This window comes from Sodalis sp. RH22 (assembly GCF_047324165.1).
In the GTDB taxonomy this organism is placed as follows: Bacteria; Pseudomonadota; Gammaproteobacteria; order Enterobacterales; family Enterobacteriaceae; genus Acerihabitans.
Window position 1 is genome coordinate 523,360 of sequence record NZ_CP178731.1, and the last position, 21,221, is coordinate 544,580.

The window sequence follows — 21,221 nt, forward strand, 5'->3', positions numbered from 1 at the left end:
TTTATGTCAGCGCATCGAATTTGAGCGATTCGATGCCGCGCGCCTGGTCAATTTTTTCGGCGACTTTGAACGCCGCATCCAGTTCGCTAATGCCGTTTTGCTGCATCAAGGCGAATCGCTCGGCCTTCTCTTCGGGCTCGGTTTGGGCAAGAGCGAGATACAGGCTGGGCGGCACCGCCCGGAACAGGATTTCCATCGATCGCGTCAGGATCACTCCTTCGGTGTATTTGCCGGCTTCTTTCCGGGCCGAAAGCATCAATGCCTTCTGTGCCGGCGTGAGTTCGCGAAAGCGGGCGATCTTCTCGACTTCGTCTGGCGGCATGGACAGGCAGATCCACCATTCGATCATGTTCAGCATGGGCTCTGCCGCTTTGGGCAGATCGTCGATGTTCTGCGTGGCCAGCCAGTACCAGGCCCCCAATTTCCGCCACATCTTGGTGATCTTGACGACGTAGGGGGAGAGCAGCGGATTCTTAGTGATGATGTGGCCTTCATCGGTCACGTTGACGATGGGCCTGCCAAGGAACTGGTCGCGTTCGGCGAGGTTGTTGACGGTGTTGATGAGGCTGATATAGGCAATGGCGAGCTGGGCGCCATAGCCCTCACGGGCAAAGGTGGCCAGTTCCACGATGGTGATATCGGCTTCGGGCCAGGGTGTGCCCGGCCGATCGAACATTTCGCCGTCGGTACCCTGGCAGAAGATGTCCATGGCGTCGGTCATCTCCAGCAGCCGTGCGCGGCGCGTCTCCGGTAGCGTGGTGTCGTCGCCACGGGCGCGCAGCGCATCGCGTACGTCGCGGGTCAGTACCGTGCGCGCTTCGGCCACGCAACGCCGGGCGGCATCGAGGATGCACTGGCGGATGAGGCTGCGATCGGCGCGGGTCATGCGCGCTTCTTCCTTGTCCTCGCCACCGGTGATCATCAGTCGGGCGGTGATTTCCAGCTCGCCCAGCACGTCGCGCTGTTCGTCACCCTCGGTAGCGTCGACCGAGGGTGGCTGGTCCGCATCCAGCGCGTCGGCATCCAGGGTTTGGACCTGATCGGGCGTATCCACCAGCCGCCAGGCATCGACGAAGGGCGCCAGGCTGACGCCTGAGCCCGGCGCGAGCCTGACCCGGTGGACGCTCACGCCCAGGCGTGCGGCGAAATCACCCAGCAGGCCAAAGCTGTTGCCGGCCTCGACGATGAACAACCGAGGACGGTAGATGGCCGTCATCTGGATGAGCAGGTTGTTGAGGGTGGCACTTTTGCCCGAACCGGTCGGGCCAAACAGGAACAGATGAGCGTTCATCTGCCGGTCCAGGCGGTTCAGGGGATCGACCGTGATCGGCTCGCCGCCGCGGTTGAACTGGGTCATGCCCGGATGCCCGGAGCCGCGGTTGCGCCCCCAGACTGGGGCGATGTTGGCCGCGTGCTGGGCGAACATGAGCTGGGTGTGCCATTGGTGTTTATCGGTGGCCGGGTCGAACACGCATGGCAACCACCGCAGGTAGCTGTTGAGCGGGGCAACCTCGTCCTCTTCCCGTACAGGTTGCAGACCGGCGTTGAGCATCACGTTGATCAGTTGCAGGCCGCGCGCGTCGAGTTGTTCGCGATCGTTGCCGCGCAGATAGAACGCCAGCGCGCCGCGGTAGAGTTTGTGTGAGCTGCCGATAAGGCTACGCGCCTGCTGCACGTCCTGGCGGGTCTGCTCGGAGGCCAGCGTCTCGCCTACGGCTTTTTTCGACAAATGATTCAGATGCGCTTCAAGCACGTCTTGCGGCGTGGCGACCAGGGTCAGGCACATGACGGTGTCTTCCGGCATCTGGTCGAACAGGGCGTTGAACGCATCGCCGCCCTTGTGCGTTTCACCGGTCACATGCCCGGTGTGCGGCGCTGTGCGCAGGCGGTCGAGCACGATGACTCTGTGCGGCATGGTGTCGAAAGACCAGGTGCCTTCCTCCACGTCAGAGCGTGGTTGGGAAAAAAACAGGCGCTGGGCGAAGTCGCCGCTGGCCAGTTCAAGCTCGCCCGGCGTGGGCTCGTCGGGATAGCGCGTCAGGGCGTAGAAGCGCTCCCGGTCATCCGCAGAGTCGCCCAGCAGCGTGGGGCGCGGGTTGAACCAACGCAGCAGCCAGTCGTGGATATCCGCCGCGTCCATGCGTCGCGATGTCACACCGGCATTGGACAACCCGCCGGTGAGCCGGTCACAGATGGTGGTTAGCGCCTGCTTGGGCGACTGGCCGCGACGCGATGGGGCGGCGGCGGGGACGCGCCGGTAGACCACCATCCGTACACGCCGCAACTGGCCGCGCCAGGGGAGCCGGCTCACGGTGGTGTCTTCGAACAGCCCGCCGGGTTTGGCGATGGCACGCAAATGGTGTGCGAAAAATTTCAGGTAAAAGTCGGTGAAGGCGCTGCCTAAAGCGCGCGGCTGGATGTACTCGGCCAGGGTGCGCAGATAGCGGTCCCAGTTCGCTTCGTCTTGCGCGTAGAGCTGGACCACCCAGGGGTGGTCGTCGTGTTCGTCGAAGGAGTCCTGCAACGCGTTTTCCAACGCGTCGCGCGCCTGCCACAGCCATTCGAGTTCGCGTCCCTCGGTGCCGACCGGCGTCAGTTCAAAGAAGGCCGCGACAGAATGCCCGTCCTCAAGCAGCATGCTTTGCGACTCGGGCAGGTATTCGACCCAGGGCAGCAGATCGGCGAACGATGGGGCCAGGTCATAGAGCGCCTGGGCCTCGGCCTCGGTGGCCGGCCGGCGACGCTCCAGGGCGCTGCCGGGCTCGGGGATGCCGTGTGCGGCCAGGGCCGAGACGTGGCGTTCCCAGGCATCCTCGGCGTCGGACTGAGGCGGGGCGGTCCGGCGCATCCAGGGGAGCGACCAGGCCATCAGTACGCCTCTGTGCGTTCGCCAGGCATGGCGTACTGCACTCGCTGGTATAAAGGAAAGACCGTCGTATAGCCGGGCACCGGGGCAGGGTCGGTCCCGGCCAGGTGCGGAAACACGTACAGCACCAGATCGGGGTTGGGCAGCCGGTGGAACTGGCTCTGGATTTCATTGGCGGCTGTGCGCGTGTAGGTCGCGTTGACCGTGGGTGCGTTCTGCACGTCGGTGTCGGTCAGCGGCCGGCGCAGGTCCTGCCGCGCATCGAGCAGTTGCCGTGCGGCCTGACCGCCGCCCGCGCCGCCTCCGGTCTCCTGGTTCCACATGTCGAGCATGGTGTGCTCGCCGTGCGGCAGCAGTTTTTCCTTGCTGGTCGCGCAGCCGCCCAGCAGCAGGGCCGTCAATACCGCCACGGTGGTTTTAATCCAGATCCGACGCATGGGAGCCTCCGGTGTGGTGATTGACCCGGCGCCCCTTGGCGTCGTAGTCGATGTTGAGCGGCTGCTCCAGGTGGATGGCGACTTTCGCCCCGGGCTGCACGTAGACCGCGGCGAACGCCTGGCCATAGAGCTTGTTGACCCACTGCGACATCTCCTGCACGCCGCCGGCCAGGATGCGGCCCATGGCTTCGTTGCCCGTGATACCGACCGTGCCCAGCGAGCCATTGCTGTTGCTGATGTAGGAGACGTTGCCGCTGTCGGACTTGATGAGCGAGGCCGCGCCGGCGCCGGCCGCGGTGATCAGCGCTTGGGAGCCGAGGTATTGCTGGGCGTTGCTGCGCCGTTCGCCGGCAACACAGGGGATGCCGTAGGGATCGCTGATCCAGCCCAGGCCACCTTGGGTCGCGCTGTTGCTGTTGGCGTTGCCAGTGTTGTTGCTGGCGCTGGTCGTGTCGCTGCCTGGGTTGCCATGACCTTGCGGGACGGTGCGGATGGTCCCGTCCTGAAAGACGAAGGTGACGCTGCGGATCTGCCCGCGCACGCATGAGAGCGTCCAGTCGCCCGACGCCGTGCCGCTGACCACCGCGCCGGTCACCTCGGGGATGTCGATGCCGTTGGCGGTGAGGTTATCCGGGCCGATGAGCACTTTGAACGGGTACGGATCGTTGACCGTGCCGTCGATCGGCACCCGGCCGATGAGGGCGGTCATGGCCACCGAGCCCATCAGCGTCGCATTCGTCGGCACGGTGTAGACCGGTGTCGTGGAGGTGCTGACGGCATCCATCGTTTTGCCGCCGGCATCGGCCACCGAATCGGCCGCGTTCGACAGGGTTTTCTGCGCCGGACCGAAGCTGACCGGGAATGTCGCGGCTTGGCCGGCACCCCTGGTCTTGTCGTCCGTCCTGGCGTCTTGCGGTTCGACCCAGTGCAGGCCCTCACCGCTGGCGAAGCCCTTGCCGTCGCCGGCTTCCAGGCCCAGGCCGACCGGAAGATCCGCCTGGTTGCCCTTGCCGCTGAGTCCGTCCAGGCGCTGCTGCAGGTCTTGCAGCAGGCCCTGCGTCTGTTGCTTGTCGCTGGCCACCTGATCGCGCTCCTGTTGCAGGCGGCGGCGCTCGCCATCCAGCGCGCTCTGGATACGCTGGTCGATAGCGCTTTCGCGCCCACGCAGGCGTTCGTTCTCGGTCTTCTGGTTCTTGTTGTCGGTCAGCGCCGTTCCTAGCTCGTTGCGCAGTTGCTTGACCTGGGCGACGAGGGTGGCGACGGTATCGCGGGGGGTGTCGCCCTCGATGCCCAGGGCCTTCATCTCTTCGGGAGTGAGTTGGCTGGCGGTGCTCTGCGGCGCCGACGGCTTCGTTCCGCCGCCAGGGAACAAGCGGATGCCGACGAACACCAGCAGCAGCACGACGGGGATCAGCAGCCATTTGAGCAGCGGATTACTTTTCATGCGGCGTGCCTCCCGAAGCCTGGCCTGCCACCGCCGCGGGCGGCAGGTTCACCGTGGCATCGATGGTCGACACTGTGGGGAGCAGCGATTCGGCCAGGCCGTGGCCGCGGGTAATGAGGTACACCACGGTGGTGTCGGTCGACGCGCCGGCGGGGCCGATCGTGGGATGCTGGAAGGTCGCGGCCACGAAATCGCCCTGGAGCGCACGTGGGTCCAGGGCGAGCCAGCGTACCGTGGTGTTGCTGAGCCGGACTGCCGTGACCCACATATCCTCAAGCCGCCAGGCGGCCAGCGCCTGGGCGCGTACCGGCAGTGTCGGCAGCAGCGTGTCCAGGGTGAGGTCGCGGCGCAGGTTCACCCGGGCGATGCCGGCGACGGGCTCAACCGTGCGTAACGGGGCATAGAGGCTTTGCGCCGCATAGCGGGTGAGCACGACGGGGATGGGGGTTTCGCGCGGGGCGATGGGCTGCTTCAGTGCGCCCTGGGGCTGTGGGTCCGTGCCGGTGTCTGCGCTGACCCCGTAGCGGATGGCCGGTGCGTCGCCCTCAACGATGCGCACCGGCTCCAGCGGCGCCTGGCCGTCTTTGGCCGGCTCGGCGGCGACATCCAGCAGGATCAGCGCGCCAGACGCCACGTCCTGCAACTGCAAGCGCGTCGGCGGCAAGGGCGCGCTGGCACTCAGGTAGACCGCGCCACCGGCGCTTTGGACGCGCAGCTGATCGCCGACGCCGGCCGGGATACCGATGCGCACATTGCGATCGACGAATACCACGCGCTCCTGGCCGACGACCAGGGGCACGGCCAATGGCAGGCGCTCCCAGCGCAGGATTTCAACCGCATGGCTGGCGGGCAGCAGGCCCAGGCACAGCGCAAGGCCTGTCAGCACGCAAAGAACATGTCGCTTCATGGGGTTTCTCCCTGCAGGGGGCCAGTACGGGCGGGCGTACCGGATGAAGGCGGTGCCGGGGGCGCCTCGATGCGCTGCGGTGCACCGGCATAGCAATCCAGCGCCAGGCCGAACGGATTGCGCTCCGGGTCGATATCCATCCGGGTGACCTTGATGGGGTAGCGCACCAGGGCACGCTTGACCTGTTCGGCGCCGAAATACTCGTCGGCGCTGACGTCGAGAGTCACGATCCAGTCGTGGTCGGAGACGGCCCGTACGCGGGCGGGCGGGTCGTCTCCGTAGCCGCGCCCGGGGATCTCGTAGAGGCCGCGCACGCGCTGGCGCAGTTCGCCGTTGCTGCGCCGGTATTCGTAGTCCTGTTGCAGGTAGGCCCGGCACTCGGGGGTGAGGTAGGCCGACAGGGCGTGCAGGTTGCGCGGGTAGTCTTCCTCGCCGTTGGCCGGCCAACGGTTGAGTTGCTGGAAGACATAGAAGGTGAAGGTGTACACGCTTTCCGGCGGTACATCCCACCACTTGCGGGTGCTGCCTGAACGCAGGTCGGGCGGCACGTGGATGGTGAGGTCCCGGGGTGCACTCCACCAGCCAAAACCGAGCAGCAGTGCAACCAGCAGGAGTGCGCCACTGCCCAGGCGCAGCGTTTTGACATGCGCCTGCAGGTGTTGAACTTCGTTGCGAAAGCGGCTCATGCGTTCCTCCGCCGGTGGGCAAGGCGTCGCGTAGTCCAGATGCCGGTGCGGGTAATCAGATCGCCTCCGCCCACCTGCGCGGCCAGCCCGGGATGACGCCGGGCCAGCCGCCATTGCAACTGCCGGTACAGCCAGGTATCCGGGCGGCCGCGTTTTTGCCGGCGCAGTAAACCGCCGCCGACAAAAACGCCGAGCGCGATGCCGGCGACGATAAGCGTCGGCACCATGGCGATACTGCGGGTCAGCCAGGCCAGCAGCAGGCCGGGGACGAGCCCGGCCGCTGCCGAGAGTCCGGCGCAGATCCACAGCTCGTCAGCCGTCAGCCCGCGCACCACCACCGGCTGGCGATTGAGCCGGTGCGGCAGGAAGATGACGAGCCCATCACGTACGGGCTGCGAAGCGTTCGCCATGCGATCGTCCTTACAGCACGCCGGTGGCTTTGGTCAGCAGCCAAATGCCCACCACCAGCAGCACGGCGCCGACGGCGACGGTCAGGCCAAACTGGCCCCAGGTTGCCCGCCCAGTATGGATTTCGGAGTAGCGTGTGTACGCGTGGTAGCAAACGCCGACGAACATGGACGCGACGACAAGCAAGGCGACCAGCATGACGATGTCATAGCCGTAGTTCTGCAGCGTGTCCATGATGCCGCTGCCGGCGCCGCGGGAGGGATCTTCCATGGTCGGCAGGCCAGCGGGGAAGGCCGACAGTGGCAGGGAAGCCACCAGCAGCGGAATGAGCGAGCCCAGGCGGCGGGCGGTATAGGGGAAGGGAGTCGTGGTTTTCATGGCGATGGTCTCTTGAGTAACATCAGGACAGGAGGAAAAAACCCAGCACCAGGTACATCGCGAGGGATCGCACGATGACCGCAAGTAACTGGCGTTGGTTGAGACGGTGTTCGGCCCAGCCCACATAGGCGGCGCGCATGGCCCATGCACCCCACAGCAGCAGCACGGCAAAAACAATGCCGAGTACCACGGTGGACACCGTCGCGGGCGTGAAGCCGCCATTGGCCTGAAAGGCGGCCACTTGCGCTGCAGATGCGGTCATGGCGATGCCTTCTCTGCCTGGGTGGATTCGCTCACGTAGTTGCCGATCAGTGGAACGGGGTCTCGGGGCTGGGCACGCTGCGGGACAAGGTAGTCCTGAACGCCGCTATGAATGCGTTCCAGGTCAGCATGAAGGCGCGCATAGTCGAAGTGGTAGCGGGCCCGCTCGTTCGGTCTGTTTGTGGCGGCCTGGCCGGCCAGGCGATCGACGAGGTCAAGTTGACGAGCGAGTGCTGCGAGCTGTTCGCGCTCGCCAACAACGCCGGCGGCCATGGCGGGCTGCTGGACGTTCAATGCCAATGACAATGCGATGATTGCGATGCGCCAGGGCGCCACTGGTAAAGGGGTAGATGCCATCGTATTTTCCCCGTGAATAGGAATGGCACGATGGTGCGACAACGACCGCACGAAAGCCGCAAACAATGAGGATTTGGTCACCACCGCTTTTTGGGGGAAATGTTCTATTGGTTGATGTATTTACTGCCGATCGCCAGGAAGCGGTCAGGTGGATCAACACTTGGGGGCTGACTTAAGGCTATGGTTGAGGATTACTTTTCAGTAGAGACAGATAGGATTGAAGGGATGTTACACGGATAAACAGTTTCCGCCGTTGTAACCAGTTCGTTGAGATCCCACCAGTGGTAGTTGCTGATCACGGCTTTCTCATTAGCACTCCAACCATCGGTGCTGATTTCCTGGCTGTTAACTCGCACGATAAAAAAATGCTCACGTGCATGCACTTTCTCCCCATTTGGAAGCATCATTTCAAATGCTCTTTGCGCAACACAATTCCCTACATGTTCTCTTATTAGTCCTGTTTCTTCACGAAGTTCCCGAATGGCTGCCTGCTCAAAAGATTCACCTTGTTCTACGCCGCCTCCCGGCGTTGCCCAGTAAGACTTACCTGATAGTGCATCAGAGTTGTGCGTAAAACGGAAAAGCAATATGCGATTGTTGGAATTAATTATTAACAACCGGGCTGAGGCTCGTGTGCGCATGCTATGTTTCCTGAGCTGTTAAACAATTCTGCTACTCTTTTTTTTTGTACAAAATAACCTAAACCCGTTTCTTATTAGAGTATAATAATCAACTATTTCTTGGCACTAAAACAGACAAATGTTCTTACATTGTCCCGTGCCCATTTCTTGTTCGGATTTGCAGCGGTAAGAGTTTGACAAGATGGTTGGCTCCCGGACTAGCTACGACTGATATTTATCGTGGCCTCAAAACTTTGTGCTGCTCGTGCTTTAGCCGCTGACAACTCAGACTGCCTGGCAGGGGGAATACCATTTCATCGCCTATGGTACACTACTACATCATTACGGCAGGTAAGGCAGGATCTGCACCCCATTCGGCCCACGAACCATCATACAGTTTAAGATTATGATAACCTGCAAGTTGGGCTGCAAAGAGTACGATACATGCGGTGACACCTGAACCACAGGTGAATGTCAGTGGCTTATCATTCTTTAAACCTCTTTTTTTAAACAAACGAACCAGTTCTGATTTTTCTTTGAACTGTCCGTTCAGCACAACCTCAGTGAAAGGGATATTCAGCGAGTCTGGAACGTGGCCGCAGCGTAACCCGGGTCTTGGTTCAAGCTGACACCCGTTGAAGCGTTCCATTGGTCTTGCATCAATTAATGTAAAAGAAGGGTTTCTCAAGTTATCAAACACCATTTTTTTTGTGATAACCCGGTCAGATTGAAAATTAAACTCCTTTTTAACAACGGGAGCGGGTTTTGTATACGAGCGAGTCACGGGGTAACCATACCCTTTCCAAGCATTAAGGCCGCCGGCAAGGATAAATACCTCACTGATGCCAGATATTTTCAGCATCCACCATACTCTTGGTGCGGAGTAAGCACCTTGCTGATCGTATACCACTATTGTGGAGTCGCGTTTTATCCCAAGCATAGCCAACTCTTGGGCAAGATCATCAGGATGGGGAAGGGTATGGGGTAAGCCTGAGGCGGTGTCAGAAAAGTGGTTATCCAGATCAAACCAAATTGCACCTGGTATAATATCCTCTGAAATTGCCATAACACCATTCATTGATGTTTTCAAAGTCGCATCCAGCAGCAGGATATCATTATTTATCTGATGTGCAGCAACCCACTCGGGAGAAACAAGATTTTTCATAGGGTATTCTTCTTCAATGGCGACCTTATAGACGGTATTTTTAATGAAGCAGTTATTATCATTCTATAATACCAGCATATTCCTTCTTACAAATAAAGCTGATAATGCTAAGTTTTAAGACTTTCATGCGAACAAAATCTATTTCTGCCGATCCCATGCAAAAAAAGTACCGAAGTAATCCTTAAAACTGACCAAACATGCATCTTGATCAATTTATTCCAAAATGTACATTTTCGTACATTCCATCAAGGAAGAGTGCGAACATTTATGCAAAAAAACGCTCACCACGAGTAATGATTAAAAATGATTGTTATCAATTTAAAACAATTTTCCTATCAGTAAATACAGCTCATTAAATAAGGTTTATCTTAATTCCGCAAGAATAAAATGAAATTAATACATATCATTTAACAAAAAAAGCAGGCGTTTATTCTGTATAAAATAAATATACGGGTTATTAAATCTAAATGATAGGTTTTGGCAAGCTACAACATTTTATAACTTTAATTTAAGGCTTTATTTCCACAATAAAAGTAATAGTATTGGTATTACAAATGTAGCTAAGCATTTTCAAATCATAACGAAGACAGTTTAAAACAGGGATAATTATTACCTCCCTGGTAAGCTTTGTATTCCCTTATGGTTTTTAACTGAACAAAGGACTTATACATGCTAAATAATATCCCGCTTGCTTATGATTTTCACGGCACACAACCCATTGATTTTCCATTTGCATTGCTGCGGCCCGAAGAAATTGACATTTACATGGATGTTGATACATACATTAGTAACAATACCTGCGGTCAAAATTGCAAGAACTGTTGGTTTGTCAATAATGATAAAGTAAAAAGAAAAAGATTTGATGTTCCCGAAGGTCAATTGATCGTTAAGGGATTACGGGAAATTGGTTATAAAATCTATCCTCGATATACTGATACGTTTGCTTATAAAGGCGAGTTTATTTTGGCTTATGGCGCATCAACCGCCAGGGTTTATGCTGAAAAAAGTTCGCCGCAACCTACGGAAACAATGCAAAAAGGAGAAGCATGGACCAGCGGACGCCCCTTACTTGGCCATGATGCAGAATATCTTCTGAATTTGGCAAGAGAATATAATTATGGCACGATCAGCATAAGTTTTCATGGCATACTAGATGAAAACTTAACCATCGAAAAAGAAGAAGATTATCCGATTAAAGGCGTTTTTCATGCGAGTAGTTTCGAAAAAGTAGTGAGTGTAATAAAGGATTATAATGATCGGAAACAGGATGTGAATTTTACGGGATTCAGAATAAATGTCGGATTAACCTTGGGGAGGCATAATTTTGCAACGGAAAGATTGCAGCGTTATATTGGTTATTTCAATCAGTTAGGTGTATCAACGGTGAGATTTAACCGTTTTTTTGACCATGGACACAAACATCCCCACCTCGAAATATCAGAAGAAGAAATATGTGATATTTATAAAACCATCAAGGACATCCATGAAAAGATACCGCTTGATTTCCAAATTAACATGAGTGGCGATCTGGGTACAAGTGGAGTTGAAATCATGAATTTCCCAGAAAATGTTAATATGTGTAAGGGGGGTAGACAATTATTTGCCTTGATACCATGTGAAAAAAAGATCCTAGACATCACAGAAAAAGATCGACTGATTTACAAAGTTGGTGAATTAACGGGATGTGTCAATATTTTCGAACCAACATTGGGTAATGTTCTACAGGAAGTTAAAGACTCACAAACGAGATATTATATAGAATGGAATACCGAAGGCATTGATAAGCTTTTCCAGTTCCGGCAAAGCAAACTGAGCAACAATGGCTGTTTCTCAAGAGATCTTCTCCCTCTGATAGAAAACAATCTTTACTAAAAATAAACTGGTTGATAAAATGAAAAAATTGTTGATCATTGAAAAAAGTCCATCGGGTGCAATTGGTCTAAAGAAAGCTAAAGATTACGGTTGTTTTGTGATATTTATAGGCTCCGATAAATATCATAATAGGCTTAAGGATAGCGAGAAAAAATATATAGATGAAATACATACGGTTGATACTAATGACTACGATGCCGTTATCAAAACGGTTGATGCCATTTCTAAAGAACACAGCATCGATGGTGTGTTTACGTTTATGGAATTTTATGTTGAATTGGCTGCGATTGTTGCTGAGCACTTAAAACTAAATGGCATTAGCCCCCTAAGCGCGTCAAATGCGCGTAATAAATTTAAAATGAGAGAGATATTTAAGCAAAATAACATCTCTCAACCATCATTTGCTTTGGTAACTACGCTGGATGAGCTTAATTCTGTAAAGAAATATTTTGATTATCCAAATATAATAAAACCCATAAATATGTCAGGTAGTAGGGGCGTCGCAAAAAACAATACGCCACAAGAACTGCTCAATAATTTTAATGAACTAAGTACAATTTCACCATTATTTGGTGTGGAAAAAGAAGATAGTTATTTAATTGAAAGTTTTTTAGTTGGTGAAGAATTCAGTGTAGAGTCAGTAACGTTTCATGGTATCACTCATATAGTTTCTATCACTAAAAAAATCGTTTGCGATGGAAAATATTTTGTTGAAATAGGCCATGTATCTCCTGCAATGATCCCCGATGATATGTATCAAAAAGTCATTGATGTAACTTCCAGAGGCCTAGAAGCCTTAGGTATTGATAATGCTGTTTCTCATACTGAAGTAAAAATAAATGATTCCACCGTGTCTATAGTTGAAATCGCGGCTCGGCTAGGCGGAGATCATATTCCAGAACTCGTCATGAAATCATCTGGAGTAGACCTCTGGCATTGTGCAATTTCAATTTCATTAAATGAAAAACCTGAATTTTTCTGTACGCGAAACACGTATGCTGGAATAGCTTTTATTACTGCTAATGAGGGGATTTTTTCGTCATTTGAACTTCAGGAAATAAATAAAAATATATGTATTGAAGAGGTCCATGCTGATATGAAACCCGGTGATTTAGTCCATTCATTAACGTGCAGTAGTGACAGACTTGGGTATGTTATCCTCACAGGAGAAAATTACCAAGAGATTTATGACTATTGCAGTCGTCCTAAAAAATTATATCATGTTGAATCCGTTAATCCCTAAAAAGGAGTGATAATGCGTTACGCCTTAGAAAGAGGATTAATAAATAATTTGGTGTTTCCACTAGATGTCAATATTTTGCTGTTGGGGACATTTTTAACACGCGTTGGTTATTTCATGGTATGGCCTTACTTGGCCGTAATATTGTATGAAAAATTTACCTTATCGGCGTCGGAAATAGGATTTATATTTTTCTTTGCAACTTTTCTATCAACGTTGCTAAGCGTATATGTTTCGCATAAATCTGATGATTATGGGCGTAAACCCATTATTATAGCTGGACTCATCACCAGCGTATTCAGTTTCATATATCTAGCCTTTTGTTCCAACATTTTGGGATTCGCTGTCTGTGTCACCGGTATCGCTTTAGGCAGAGCCTTTATAGAATCTTGCAGTAAAGCTTATATTGGAGATCGCCTTAAAAATCAGAGAACTAAGGAGCTTTGTCAGTATTTCCGGTATCTTATTGCAAATATGGGGGTCGCTCTTGGACCCTTTATCGGTGTAAAATTTGGTATTGCTAATAGCACATTAACTTTTTTTGTGACTGCCTTGCTATATTTTTTGTATATTTTGCTAGTCCTTCTATTTATGGTTGGCGGCCATGAGATTCGGAATCACAATACAGGAAAAAATGAGCCACTCTTTCTTAAGAGTTTGGGCGCTATTATCAAAAATAAAGAATTTTCAGTTTTTTTATTTTGTAACACCACGCTCATGATAATATATGCTACTTTTGATTCTTCATTGATACAGTATTTGGCACGTTCTAAAATTAATAATCTCAACGATGTCATTGCACTTTTAGTCATCATTAATTCGTTAACCGTTATTTTTTTACAGTTACCTGTATTTTATATTATTAGAAATATTGTGCCATCTAAACGGATATTACTAGGAATATTATTAATAACAATCGCTCAGTTGGCATTTGGTTACGCAAACGTACATATAAAGTGGCAATTAGTGATTGCTACACTTTGCTTAAGTATTGGCGAAATTATTGTTATGCCAACGATAAACGTTGAGGTAGATCGACTGGCGCCTGAAGGGCAGAGGGGGATCGCCTATGGGATCACCAATTTCACTAACTTTGGTACCTCCGCTTCACCACTGATAGGTGGATTAATTTTGCAATTCTTCGGTGGTCGCACACTTTTTATGGTCATGTTTTTATCAGGTTTGGTTACTATTTATGTTTATTACAAATACATTATTTTAATCACCACAAAGGTCAATTAATCATGACAAATGCGATCATTTACCCAGTTTTAGAGGTCAATGGAACGATTAAATTGCCTTCTTCAAAACCTCATATGCAACGATGCTTGCTTCTCGCCTTCTTTAATAACCATAAGACGGAAATAACAAACGTTTCTTGGTGCTCTGAAACTTCATTACTACTTAAAAATCTCACAACTTTGGGATTAAAGATATTGAATGAGAGTGAAGATAGAATTACATTACAAGGTATTATTCCTGAGCAGATTACCCCTAATGCTGACGTAAATGCTGAAGGTTCTGGGTTTGTTTTTCGCGCCATGGTAGCTATTTCCGCACTCACTGAAACATTAGTTATCAGATGTAATGCTTCACTTTATTCAAGAGATTCTGTATTAGATAAGGACTTCTTATCCTATCTTGGCGTTAATGTGACTAAAAGTGATAGTGAACTAAAATTCACTACCACCTGTGTTCCAATGACTTCGAATAAAATCTCAACGGAGAAAAGCTCACAATTTCTGTCCATGGCTATGATGCTTGCCAATCATATGCCGCAACATGAAATTATGGTAAATAGTATTAATCTGGGCGAGGGATATATCACAATTACTGAAGATATGCTCAGCCTATTTGGTTATCAGTGCAAAAAAAAGGATAACGTTTATTTTATTAATAAAAAGGGTAACAGCGTAGTCCACGTCAGGATCCCAACAGATTTCACTTCTATTGGCTATATAATGTCTACACTATGTGTTATGAAAAAACCTTCGATGATTAAAATAGAAAACTATGTTGCAGGGAATCGGTGTTTGTCAAAGATGTTGAGATAAAATTGCGATTTATGCAGCCTGTAAATTCTCGGCGTTTTCTTGTGTCAACGGCCGATCTGGATTGAGTTGAACTTCCTTGTCCCAACCCCAATTTCTTGTCTCACCTCGCCACCGTTCCGGGCACGCAGCGCGGGCGGCTTGATAGACTTGGTGACGCTTTAACAGCAAGGCTTTATCCCCCTGTGTCAGAGTAGTTGAGAAGATCCCTTTTTCGGGATTTCATTCTCAATCCAGGGGGCCGGAGCATCACCATGTCGCGTTTACCTCAGGCTCGCAAGGACGCCATTTTAAGTAAAATGCTTGCCCCTCATCCGCCGACCATCCGTGAATTGGCACAAAGAGAAGGGATTTCAGAAGCTACACTGTACAATTGGCGTAATCAGCTTCGCAAAGAAGGTCGCCCTGTGCCCGAACATGATCGCAGCAGTGAGAATTGGTCTGCGCAAACTAAATTCGCCGTCGTCGTCGAAACCTCGTCGATGTCGGAGATCGAGTTGAGCGAGTATTGCCGAGCCAAAGGTCTTTTCCCAGAGCAGGTTAAGCAGTGGCGCGAAATATCGATCCAGGCCCATGCAGAGCCAGGCGGTTTTAATGATGCGGCCAGCGCACAGCAGAATAAGGCCCAGCGTAAGCAAATTAAACGTCTTGAGCGCGAAGTCCTGCGTAAAGATAAAGCACTGGCGGAGGCAGCGGCATTACTGATCCTGCAAAAAAAAGTTCGCGCCCTTTGGGGCGACAACGAGGACGATTAACTCCTCTGGCGTACCGGGAACAGATCACCGCCTGGGTTCAGCAGGCGTGCAATGATGGCGCATCGTTGTACCGTTCTTGCGAGGGGGTAGGGATCTCTGTTCACAGTTGGTATCGGTGGCAACAGGATGGTGCTGTTATTGCGGATCAGCGTCCATTGATTGACCGCCCTGAGCCGGCCAACAAACTGAGCTCAACGGAACGCCAGTCGGTGTTGGCGGTATGCAATAGCGCGCGTTTCGACAGCGTTCCGCCGAGTCAGATCGTACCGATTCTGGCAGACGAGGGTTGCTACATGGCCTCTGAATCGACGATGTATCGGGTATTAAGAGAGGCGGGTCAAGTGCAGCATCGTGGACGTGCCGCCAAGGCTGTGCGCGTGGCAAAACCGACCAGCTTTACCGCCACCGCCCCTAACCAGGTCTGGATGTGGGACGTGACCTGGTTGCCGAGTAGTGTTAAGGGGCTGTATTATAAGCTGTATTTATTTGAAGACCTATTCAGTCGCTACCCGGTGGGTTGGGAAGTCCATGATGAAGAGACCGGCGAGCTGGCGGCAGATCTGCTACAACGATGTGTCCTGGGGCAGCGCTGTGCTATGCAACCCTTGGTACTGCACTCGGATAACGGTGCGCCGATGAAAAGTTATACGCTGAAGGCCAAGATGGAAGCCCTGGGTATAACGTCATCCTTTAGTCGGCCGCGGGTATCCAATGACAATCCGTACGCAGAATCAATCTTTCGTACATTGAAATATTGGCCGTCCTGGCCGCGCAAAGGATTTACCTCGATTGATGCTGCACGGCAGTGGGTGAAGCGCTTCATTGATTGGTATTGCCACGTCCACCGCCACAGCGGGATCAAATTCGTGACGCCGGCGCAGCGCCATCAGGGCAAGGATAAAGCCTTGCTGTTAAAGCGTCACCAAGTCTATCAAGCCGCCCGCGCTGCGTGCCCGGAACGGTGGCGAGGTGAGACAAGAAATTGGGGTTGGGACAAGGAAGTTCAACTCAATCCAGATCGGCCGTTGACACAAGAAAACGCCGAGAATTTACAGGCTGCATAAATCGCAATTTTATCTCAACATCTTTGACAAACACCGTTATCCTTGCCCTGATGGCGCTGCGCCGGCGTCACGAATTTGATCCCGCTGTGGCGGTGGACGTGGCAATACCAATCAATGAAGCGCTTCACCCACTGCCGTGCAGCATCAATCGAGGTAAATCCTTTGCGCGGCCAGGACGGCCAATATTTCAATGTACGAAAGATTGATTCTGCGTACGGATTGTCATTGGATACCCGCGGCCGACTAAAGGATGACGTTATACCCAGGGCTTCCATCTTGGCCTTCAGCGTATAACTTTTCATCGGCGCACCGTTATCCGAGTGCAGTACCAAGGGTTGCATAGCACAGCGCTGCCCCAGGACACATCGTTGTAGCAGATCTGCCGCCAGCTCGCCGGTCTCTTCATCATGGACTTCCCAACCCACCGGGTAGCGACTGAATAGGTCTTCAAATAAATACAGCTTATAATACAGCCCCTTAACACTACTCGGCAACCAGGTCACGTCCCACATCCAGACCTGGTTAGGGGCGGTGGCGGTAAAGCTGGTCGGTTTTGCCACGCGCACAGCCTTGGCGGCACGTCCACGATGCTGCACTTGACCCGCCTCTCTTAATACCCGATACATCGTCGATTCAGAGGCCATGTAGCAACCCTCGTCTGCCAGAATCGGTACGATCTGACTCGGCGGAACGCTGTCGAAACGCGCGCTATTGCATACCGCCAACACCGACTGGCGTTCCGTTGAGCTCAGTTTGTTGGCCGGCTCAGGGCGGTCAATCAATGGACGCTGATCCGCAATAACAGCACCATCCTGTTGCCACCGATACCAACTGTGAACAGAGATCCCTACCCCCTCGCAAGAACGGTACAACGATGCGCCATCATTGCACGCCTGCTGAACCCAGGCGGTGATCTGTTCCCGGTACGCCAGAGGAGTTAATCGTCCTCGTTGTCGCCCCAAAGGGCGCGAACTTTTTTTTGCAGGATCAGTAATGCCGCTGCCTCCGCCAGTGCTTTATCTTTACGCAGGACTTCGCGCTCAAGACGTTTAATTTGCTTACGCTGGGCCTTATTCTGCTGTGCGCTGGCCGCATCATTAAAACCGCCTGGCTCTGCATGGGCCTGGATCGATATTTCGCGCCACTGCTTAACCTGCTCTGGGAAAAGACCTTTGGCTCGGCAATACTCGCTCAACTCGATCTCCGACATCGACGAGGTTTCGACGACGACGGCGAATTTAGTTTGCGCAGACCAATTCTCACTGCTGCGATCATGTTCGGGCACAGGGCGACCTTCTTTGCGAAGCTGATTACGCCAATTGTACAGTGTAGCTTCTGAAATCCCTTCTCTTTGTGCCAATTCACGGATGGTCGGCGGATGAGGGGCAAGCATTTTACTTAAAATGGCGTCCTTGCGAGCCTGAGGTAAACGCGACATGGTGATGCTCCGGCCCCCTGGATTGAGAATGAAATCCCGAAAAAGGGATCTTCTCAACTACTCTGACACAGGGGGTGCCGTCCCTATCGCGCGAAGACCAAGGGTAAAGTTGAGCGATTTAACCACTATTTGAAGACCAGTTTTGTCGTTCCCCTGGCGACCACCTTTAAGCAGGCCGGTTTAGTCCTTGACGTGGATTCTGCCAACAGCCGTATCGGGCCATGGCTTACCACCGTCGCCAACGCCCGCAAGCATGGCACCACCGGCATTCCCCCCGAGCAGCGGCTACAGCAGGAGATTGACGTGCTGCTCCCGTTGCCGCGCGAAGGCACAGAGGTACCGTTATCGGTTGATAACCGCCGGGTTTTGCCCCGTGAGAGTTTTCAACATCCGCTGTCGGTCTATCAGTCGCTGCTGGAGGTGAGGTCATGAGCCTTCAGCATCAGCGGATCAGCGAACTGTGCGAGTACTTTAAGCTTGACCGCATCGCCGCCGAGTGGCCTGGATTGGCACAGAAGACGCTGGATGATACCGGAACGTTCGGCGATTTTCTGGAGCAGTTGCTTCGACTGGAGAATGACAGCCGCAACGAGCGTCGGCGTCAGACGCTGCTGCGCCTGTCGGGTTTGCCGGCGGTTAAAACGCTGGAGCAGTTTGACTTCAAGTTTGCCAGCGGCGCACCGCGAGCACAGCTGCAGGAACTGGCGGGATTGGCGTTTATCGAAAGACAGGAGAACATCGTATTACTCGGGCCTTCCGGCGTTGGCAAGAGCCATTTGGCCTGCGCGTTGGCACATAAAGTCGCGATGGCCGGACTCAGCGTACGCTTCATTACGGCGGCGGATATGATGTTGCAACTGGTCGCCGCTCACCGTCAGGGCGATTTAAAAGGCTATTTAGGCCGGTGTGTCACCAAGCCCCGATTATTGGTGATCGACGAAGTGGGTTATCTGCCGTTCGGTAAAGAAGAAGCCAATTTATTCTTCCAGGTCGTGGCCCGCCGTTATGAAACAGGCAGCGTGATATTGACGAGTAACCTGCCATTTACGCAGTGGTCTGGGACGTTTGGCGATGATGAGACGCTGACGGCGGCGATGTTGGATCGACTGCTGCACCATGCGCATATCGTCCAAATAACAGGCCAAAGCTATCGATTAAAAGACAAGCTCAAAAGTGGTCAGTTAAGGAAATCAACGCCGACTGAATCACAACAATAATTCGTGGGGGGTGGGTAACTTTTACTTTGGCATGGTGGGTCACAATTCGATCGGTATTGACACATAGGGTTATAAATAGAGATGCTACCAGCAATTACCGCTAGATCCGCCCATTAAGCGGGTCAACGTGTATGGATCATCAGAGGACTAATGCAGTGGCAAGATAAGCAGATTCAAAATTATTAAAGCCTGCCTTATCTCACGTTGTGACTGCCATCATCTGTAGAAATTTATCTCGCAGCACATCCTGTATCGCCGGGTTCCAAGCAATCCCTACCTGCCATCTAGTATATTCCCCTTGGGTTTGTACAAGTTTAAGGCCAGCAGGCAAAATATGGCTGACTCCGGCAGGCAGTAATGCCACACCATTTCCAGTAGAAACTAATGCTAATAAGGTTTGAATATCGTCTGCAGCAGACACTATTTTTGCGCTGAGTTTATTCTCGCTAAGAAAATTGGCCGTCTGCACCACTAGGCCATTCCCACGGTGTGGTGGGATCTGCAGGAGCTGATGCGACTCAAGTATAGACCGGATATCCGCAGGGTTTGTACGTAGGCCAGAAGGGGTGACAAGGACCAGACTTTCTTCCATCAACACCTTGACCTGAAGAGGAGTAGTCACCGGCAGACGGATAAATCCGGCCTGAAGTTGCCCTTCCAGTAACATCTGACACTGCACGCTGGAAGGCATGTCGTTCAGGGATACTTCCACATCGGGGAATTGTTCACGAAAAATATTCACCCATGCAGGTGCAAGCTGAAATGATGATATGCCGAATCCAAGCGCCAGCTTACCCACATTCCCTTTCTGTATCCTATGCGCATATTCTAGATATTCGTCGTAATGTTTCATCAATTTGCAGGTCTTGGAATAAAGCAACTTACCAGTGACTGTCAGCGTCGCACCATGGCGGCCGCGGTGAAAAAGGCTCACTCCAATCAAATGTTCCAATGTCTGGATTTGTTTAGTCAATGCACTTTGCGTCAAGTACAGGATATCTGCTGCCGCATGATAACTCCCTCGCTCAGCCAATGTAACGAATGCCCTCAACAGTTTTATATCCATTCCAGCAGCTAATCAAATCCGGATAAATAGGAATTATACAGTTTGCTCTCTACGTGTGAAATTGTCATTAGTTTCTGAAATTGTCTTTAATTTCACATTGAGGAGAAATGTTATGGGAAAAAACTTAACCCTACATAGCAATCCTGAAGATTCAATTCCTTGAGAGAAAGGGGAAGAGGGTAACAAAAAATTAATATTACTTTGAAGTTTGTTAACGAGCCATCAACATGAGCTTTGAACTTAGGAATAATACAGCTTGCAGTGGGGCATCATCATTTCCATAGCTTCCAGCACCGGCTGTACCTAGGAGACACTCGGCATGTAGGTATATTAATACGAAAGTTAGTCATCATTTATGATAAGTATATAACATAAGAGAATATAAAAATGCCAAATGTCGCTGTGCTCACTAATGACCTGCAGTATGAATTTACTCATAAAATAACAACTGACCCGCAGGAGTTAGAAAATAAACTAAAAAAAAATTTGATACGTTCCTTGATGGGATTCGAGCTGTAGATCAGGCCGTCATTCACCTACAACTTATCCATGATCCCAGCGATCCAGCCGTGCAACGTCGCTACCGCAATCGCGCGGCTGGCATTCCGGCGATCGCTGGTACCCCTGGCAACAGATTGATCGATACCATTTACCATCAGTCAGACCTGGTAGTTATAAAAGGACGGGACAGCGGTTTTTTCGACACTAAGTTGGACGAGACACTCCAGAAGCTCGGCATTAAAACGGTAGTGGTCACTGGGCTGCAAACTCATGTTTGCGTGCAAACTACGGCCGCTGATGCATTCTTTCGGGGCTACAACGTCTGGGTCCCCGATGACTGCGTCTTTGCACCTTCGGCCGAGGACACCGATCGGGCGCTACAATGGCTGGCCGGCTACTGTGCGACGGTAGCACCTTCTGCGGAAATCCTGTCGTTACTGAGCAAGAGCGACGATCTCCCTGAGCGCGGCGAATGGAGGTCGGCATGA

General features: G+C 52.2%; 21 protein-coding genes and 1 pseudogene. 8 read left to right on the forward strand and 14 right to left on the reverse strand.

Going from position 1 to position 21,221, the window contains the following annotated elements:
* Window position 1: 1 nt before the first annotated feature.
* The 11 genes from ACL2XN_RS02415 to ACL2XN_RS02465 form a co-directional block, all read right to left on the reverse strand.
* A complete protein-coding gene (locus tag ACL2XN_RS02415; RefSeq protein ID WP_413730119.1) occupies window positions 2-2,869 on the reverse strand; it encodes a conjugative transfer ATPase in 2,868 nt (955 codons plus the stop codon).
* Complete coding sequence (locus tag ACL2XN_RS02420) at window positions 2,869-3,303, reverse strand: TIGR03751 family conjugal transfer lipoprotein (protein ID WP_413730121.1); 435 nt, start codon at window positions 3,301-3,303, stop codon at window positions 2,869-2,871. The genes ACL2XN_RS02415 and ACL2XN_RS02420 overlap by 1 nt, the downstream gene beginning before the upstream one ends.
* Complete coding sequence (locus tag ACL2XN_RS02425; RefSeq protein ID WP_413730122.1) at window positions 3,284-4,747, reverse strand: TIGR03752 family integrating conjugative element protein; 1,464 nt, start codon at window positions 4,745-4,747, stop codon at window positions 3,284-3,286. The genes ACL2XN_RS02420 and ACL2XN_RS02425 overlap by 20 nt, the downstream gene beginning before the upstream one ends.
* Window positions 4,737-5,654: a TIGR03749 family integrating conjugative element protein gene (locus ACL2XN_RS02430; protein WP_413730123.1), complete on the reverse strand. Its 918-nt coding sequence runs from the start codon at window positions 5,652-5,654 to the stop codon at window positions 4,737-4,739. Before ACL2XN_RS02430 ends, ACL2XN_RS02425 begins: the two co-directional genes overlap by 11 nt.
* The gene (locus ACL2XN_RS02435; protein ID WP_413730125.1) at window positions 5,651-6,340 is read right to left on the reverse strand and encodes a PFL_4703 family integrating conjugative element protein; all 690 of its coding nucleotides are present in this window, start codon (window positions 6,338-6,340) and stop codon (window positions 5,651-5,653) included. The genes ACL2XN_RS02430 and ACL2XN_RS02435 overlap by 4 nt, the downstream gene beginning before the upstream one ends.
* A complete protein-coding gene (locus ACL2XN_RS02440; RefSeq protein WP_413730126.1) occupies window positions 6,337-6,750 on the reverse strand; it encodes a TIGR03750 family conjugal transfer protein in 414 nt (137 codons plus the stop codon). The genes ACL2XN_RS02435 and ACL2XN_RS02440 overlap by 4 nt, the downstream gene beginning before the upstream one ends.
* Window positions 6,751-6,760: 10 nt before the next feature.
* A complete protein-coding gene (locus ACL2XN_RS02445; RefSeq protein ID WP_413730128.1) occupies window positions 6,761-7,126 on the reverse strand; it encodes a TIGR03745 family integrating conjugative element membrane protein in 366 nt (121 codons plus the stop codon).
* 22 nt (window positions 7,127-7,148) lie between these two features.
* Window positions 7,149-7,388: a TIGR03758 family integrating conjugative element protein gene (locus tag ACL2XN_RS02450; RefSeq protein WP_413730129.1), complete on the reverse strand. Its 240-nt coding sequence runs from the start codon at window positions 7,386-7,388 to the stop codon at window positions 7,149-7,151.
* Entirely contained in the window at window positions 7,385-7,744 is a 360-nt protein-coding gene (locus ACL2XN_RS02455; protein ID WP_413730130.1) for an RAQPRD family integrative conjugative element protein, read from the reverse strand. The genes ACL2XN_RS02450 and ACL2XN_RS02455 overlap by 4 nt, the downstream gene beginning before the upstream one ends.
* A gap of 191 nt (window positions 7,745-7,935) precedes the next feature.
* The gene (locus tag ACL2XN_RS02460; RefSeq protein ID WP_413730131.1) at window positions 7,936-8,385 is read right to left on the reverse strand and encodes an NUDIX hydrolase; all 450 of its coding nucleotides are present in this window, start codon (window positions 8,383-8,385) and stop codon (window positions 7,936-7,938) included.
* Between the two features lie 313 nt (window positions 8,386-8,698).
* Window positions 8,699-9,529, reverse strand: coding sequence for a sulfurtransferase (locus tag ACL2XN_RS02465; protein ID WP_413730132.1), 831 nt, complete (start codon window positions 9,527-9,529; stop codon window positions 8,699-8,701).
* 669 nt (window positions 9,530-10,198) lie between these two features.
* On the opposite strand from ACL2XN_RS02465, the gene ACL2XN_RS02470 reads away from it, so the two are divergent.
* The 5 genes from ACL2XN_RS02470 (at window position 10,199) to ACL2XN_RS02490 (ending at window position 16,511) form a co-directional block, all read left to right on the forward strand.
* Window positions 10,199-11,401 carry a radical SAM protein gene (locus ACL2XN_RS02470; protein WP_413730133.1) on the forward strand — a complete coding sequence of 401 codons (1,203 nt, stop codon included), beginning with the start codon at window positions 10,199-10,201 and terminating at the stop codon, window positions 11,399-11,401.
* A 19-nt stretch (window positions 11,402-11,420) separates the two neighbouring features.
* The gene (locus ACL2XN_RS02475) at window positions 11,421-12,644 is read left to right on the forward strand and encodes an ATP-grasp domain-containing protein (RefSeq protein WP_413730134.1); all 1,224 of its coding nucleotides are present in this window, start codon (window positions 11,421-11,423) and stop codon (window positions 12,642-12,644) included.
* 12 nt (window positions 12,645-12,656) lie between these two features.
* Window positions 12,657-13,883, forward strand: coding sequence for an MFS transporter (locus ACL2XN_RS02480; RefSeq protein WP_413730135.1), 1,227 nt, complete (start codon window positions 12,657-12,659; stop codon window positions 13,881-13,883).
* Window positions 13,884-13,885: 2 nt separating this feature from the next.
* Window positions 13,886-14,695, forward strand: a complete 810-nt coding sequence (locus tag ACL2XN_RS02485; RefSeq protein ID WP_413730136.1) for a hypothetical protein — start codon at window positions 13,886-13,888, stop codon at window positions 14,693-14,695.
* Between the two features lie 251 nt (window positions 14,696-14,946).
* Window positions 14,947-16,511, forward strand: a protein-coding gene (locus ACL2XN_RS02490; protein WP_413730138.1) for an IS3 family transposase whose coding sequence is annotated in 2 segments (ribosomal slippage) — window positions 14,947-15,403 and window positions 15,403-16,511 — 1,566 coding nt in all. Because the reading frame shifts where the segments join, the coding sequence is not laid out codon by codon here.
* Between the two features lie 14 nt (window positions 16,512-16,525).
* Here ACL2XN_RS02490 and ACL2XN_RS02495 read toward each other — a convergent pair.
* Entirely contained in the window at window positions 16,526-17,473 is a 948-nt protein-coding gene (locus ACL2XN_RS02495; RefSeq protein WP_413730140.1) for an IS3 family transposase, read from the reverse strand.
* Window positions 17,449-17,949, reverse strand: a complete 501-nt coding sequence (locus ACL2XN_RS02500) for a transposase (protein ID WP_413730142.1) — start codon at window positions 17,947-17,949, stop codon at window positions 17,449-17,451. The genes ACL2XN_RS02495 and ACL2XN_RS02500 overlap by 25 nt, the downstream gene beginning before the upstream one ends.
* Window positions 17,950-18,024: 75 nt before the next feature.
* On the opposite strand from ACL2XN_RS02500, the pseudogene ACL2XN_RS02505 reads away from it, so the two are divergent.
* A pseudogene (locus tag ACL2XN_RS02505) lies at window positions 18,025-18,381 on the forward strand (IS21 family transposase); the annotation flags it as partial.
* Window positions 18,378-19,166: an IS21-like element helper ATPase IstB gene (istB, locus tag ACL2XN_RS02510; protein ID WP_413730144.1), complete on the forward strand. Its 789-nt coding sequence runs from the start codon at window positions 18,378-18,380 to the stop codon at window positions 19,164-19,166. The pseudogene ACL2XN_RS02505 and the gene istB, both read left to right, overlap by 4 nt.
* Window positions 19,167-19,365: 199 nt before the next feature.
* On the opposite strand, the gene ACL2XN_RS02515 is transcribed toward istB, so the two are convergent.
* The gene (locus ACL2XN_RS02515) at window positions 19,366-20,232 is read right to left on the reverse strand and encodes a LysR family transcriptional regulator (protein ID WP_413730146.1); all 867 of its coding nucleotides are present in this window, start codon (window positions 20,230-20,232) and stop codon (window positions 19,366-19,368) included.
* A 545-nt stretch (window positions 20,233-20,777) separates the two neighbouring features.
* Between ACL2XN_RS02515 and ACL2XN_RS02520 the strand changes: the two genes are divergently transcribed.
* Window positions 20,778-21,221, forward strand: coding sequence for a cysteine hydrolase (locus ACL2XN_RS02520; protein ID WP_413731049.1), 444 nt, complete (start codon window positions 20,778-20,780; stop codon window positions 21,219-21,221).

Bases quoted from the DNA above. Each gene is read 5' to 3' on its own strand.
- ACL2XN_RS02500 (WP_413730142.1), bottom strand. From the start codon at position 17,949: ATGTCGCGTTTACCTCAGGCTCGCAAGGACGCCATTTTAAGTAAAATG.
- ACL2XN_RS02430 (WP_413730123.1), bottom strand. From the start codon at position 5,654: ATGAAGCGACATGTTCTTTGCGTGCTGACAGGCCTTGCGCTGTGCCTG.
- ACL2XN_RS02465 (WP_413730132.1), bottom strand. From the start codon at position 9,529: ATGAAAAATCTTGTTTCTCCCGAGTGGGTTGCTGCACATCAGATAAAT.
- ACL2XN_RS02445 (WP_413730128.1), bottom strand. From the start codon at position 7,126: ATGAAAACCACGACTCCCTTCCCCTATACCGCCCGCCGCCTGGGCTCG.
- ACL2XN_RS02415 (WP_413730119.1), bottom strand. From the start codon at position 2,869: ATGGCCTGGTCGCTCCCCTGGATGCGCCGGACCGCCCCGCCTCAGTCC.
- ACL2XN_RS02515 (WP_413730146.1), bottom strand. From the start codon at position 20,232: ATGGATATAAAACTGTTGAGGGCATTCGTTACATTGGCTGAGCGAGGG.
- ACL2XN_RS02420 (WP_413730121.1), bottom strand. From the start codon at position 3,303: ATGCGTCGGATCTGGATTAAAACCACCGTGGCGGTATTGACGGCCCTG.
- ACL2XN_RS02485 (WP_413730136.1), top strand. From the start codon at position 13,886: ATGACAAATGCGATCATTTACCCAGTTTTAGAGGTCAATGGAACGATT.
- ACL2XN_RS02460 (WP_413730131.1), bottom strand. From the start codon at position 8,385: ATGCGCACACGAGCCTCAGCCCGGTTGTTAATAATTAATTCCAACAAT.
- istB (WP_413730144.1), top strand. From the start codon at position 18,378: ATGAGCCTTCAGCATCAGCGGATCAGCGAACTGTGCGAGTACTTTAAG.
- ACL2XN_RS02435 (WP_413730125.1), bottom strand. From the start codon at position 6,340: ATGAGCCGCTTTCGCAACGAAGTTCAACACCTGCAGGCGCATGTCAAA.
- ACL2XN_RS02425 (WP_413730122.1), bottom strand. From the start codon at position 4,747: ATGAAAAGTAATCCGCTGCTCAAATGGCTGCTGATCCCCGTCGTGCTG.
- ACL2XN_RS02475 (WP_413730134.1), top strand. From the start codon at position 11,421: ATGAAAAAATTGTTGATCATTGAAAAAAGTCCATCGGGTGCAATTGGT.
- ACL2XN_RS02480 (WP_413730135.1), top strand. From the start codon at position 12,657: ATGCGTTACGCCTTAGAAAGAGGATTAATAAATAATTTGGTGTTTCCA.
- ACL2XN_RS02450 (WP_413730129.1), bottom strand. From the start codon at position 7,388: ATGACCGCATCTGCAGCGCAAGTGGCCGCCTTTCAGGCCAATGGCGGC.
- ACL2XN_RS02440 (WP_413730126.1), bottom strand. From the start codon at position 6,750: ATGGCGAACGCTTCGCAGCCCGTACGTGATGGGCTCGTCATCTTCCTG.
- ACL2XN_RS02470 (WP_413730133.1), top strand. From the start codon at position 10,199: ATGCTAAATAATATCCCGCTTGCTTATGATTTTCACGGCACACAACCC.
- ACL2XN_RS02455 (WP_413730130.1), bottom strand. From the start codon at position 7,744: ATGGCATCTACCCCTTTACCAGTGGCGCCCTGGCGCATCGCAATCATC.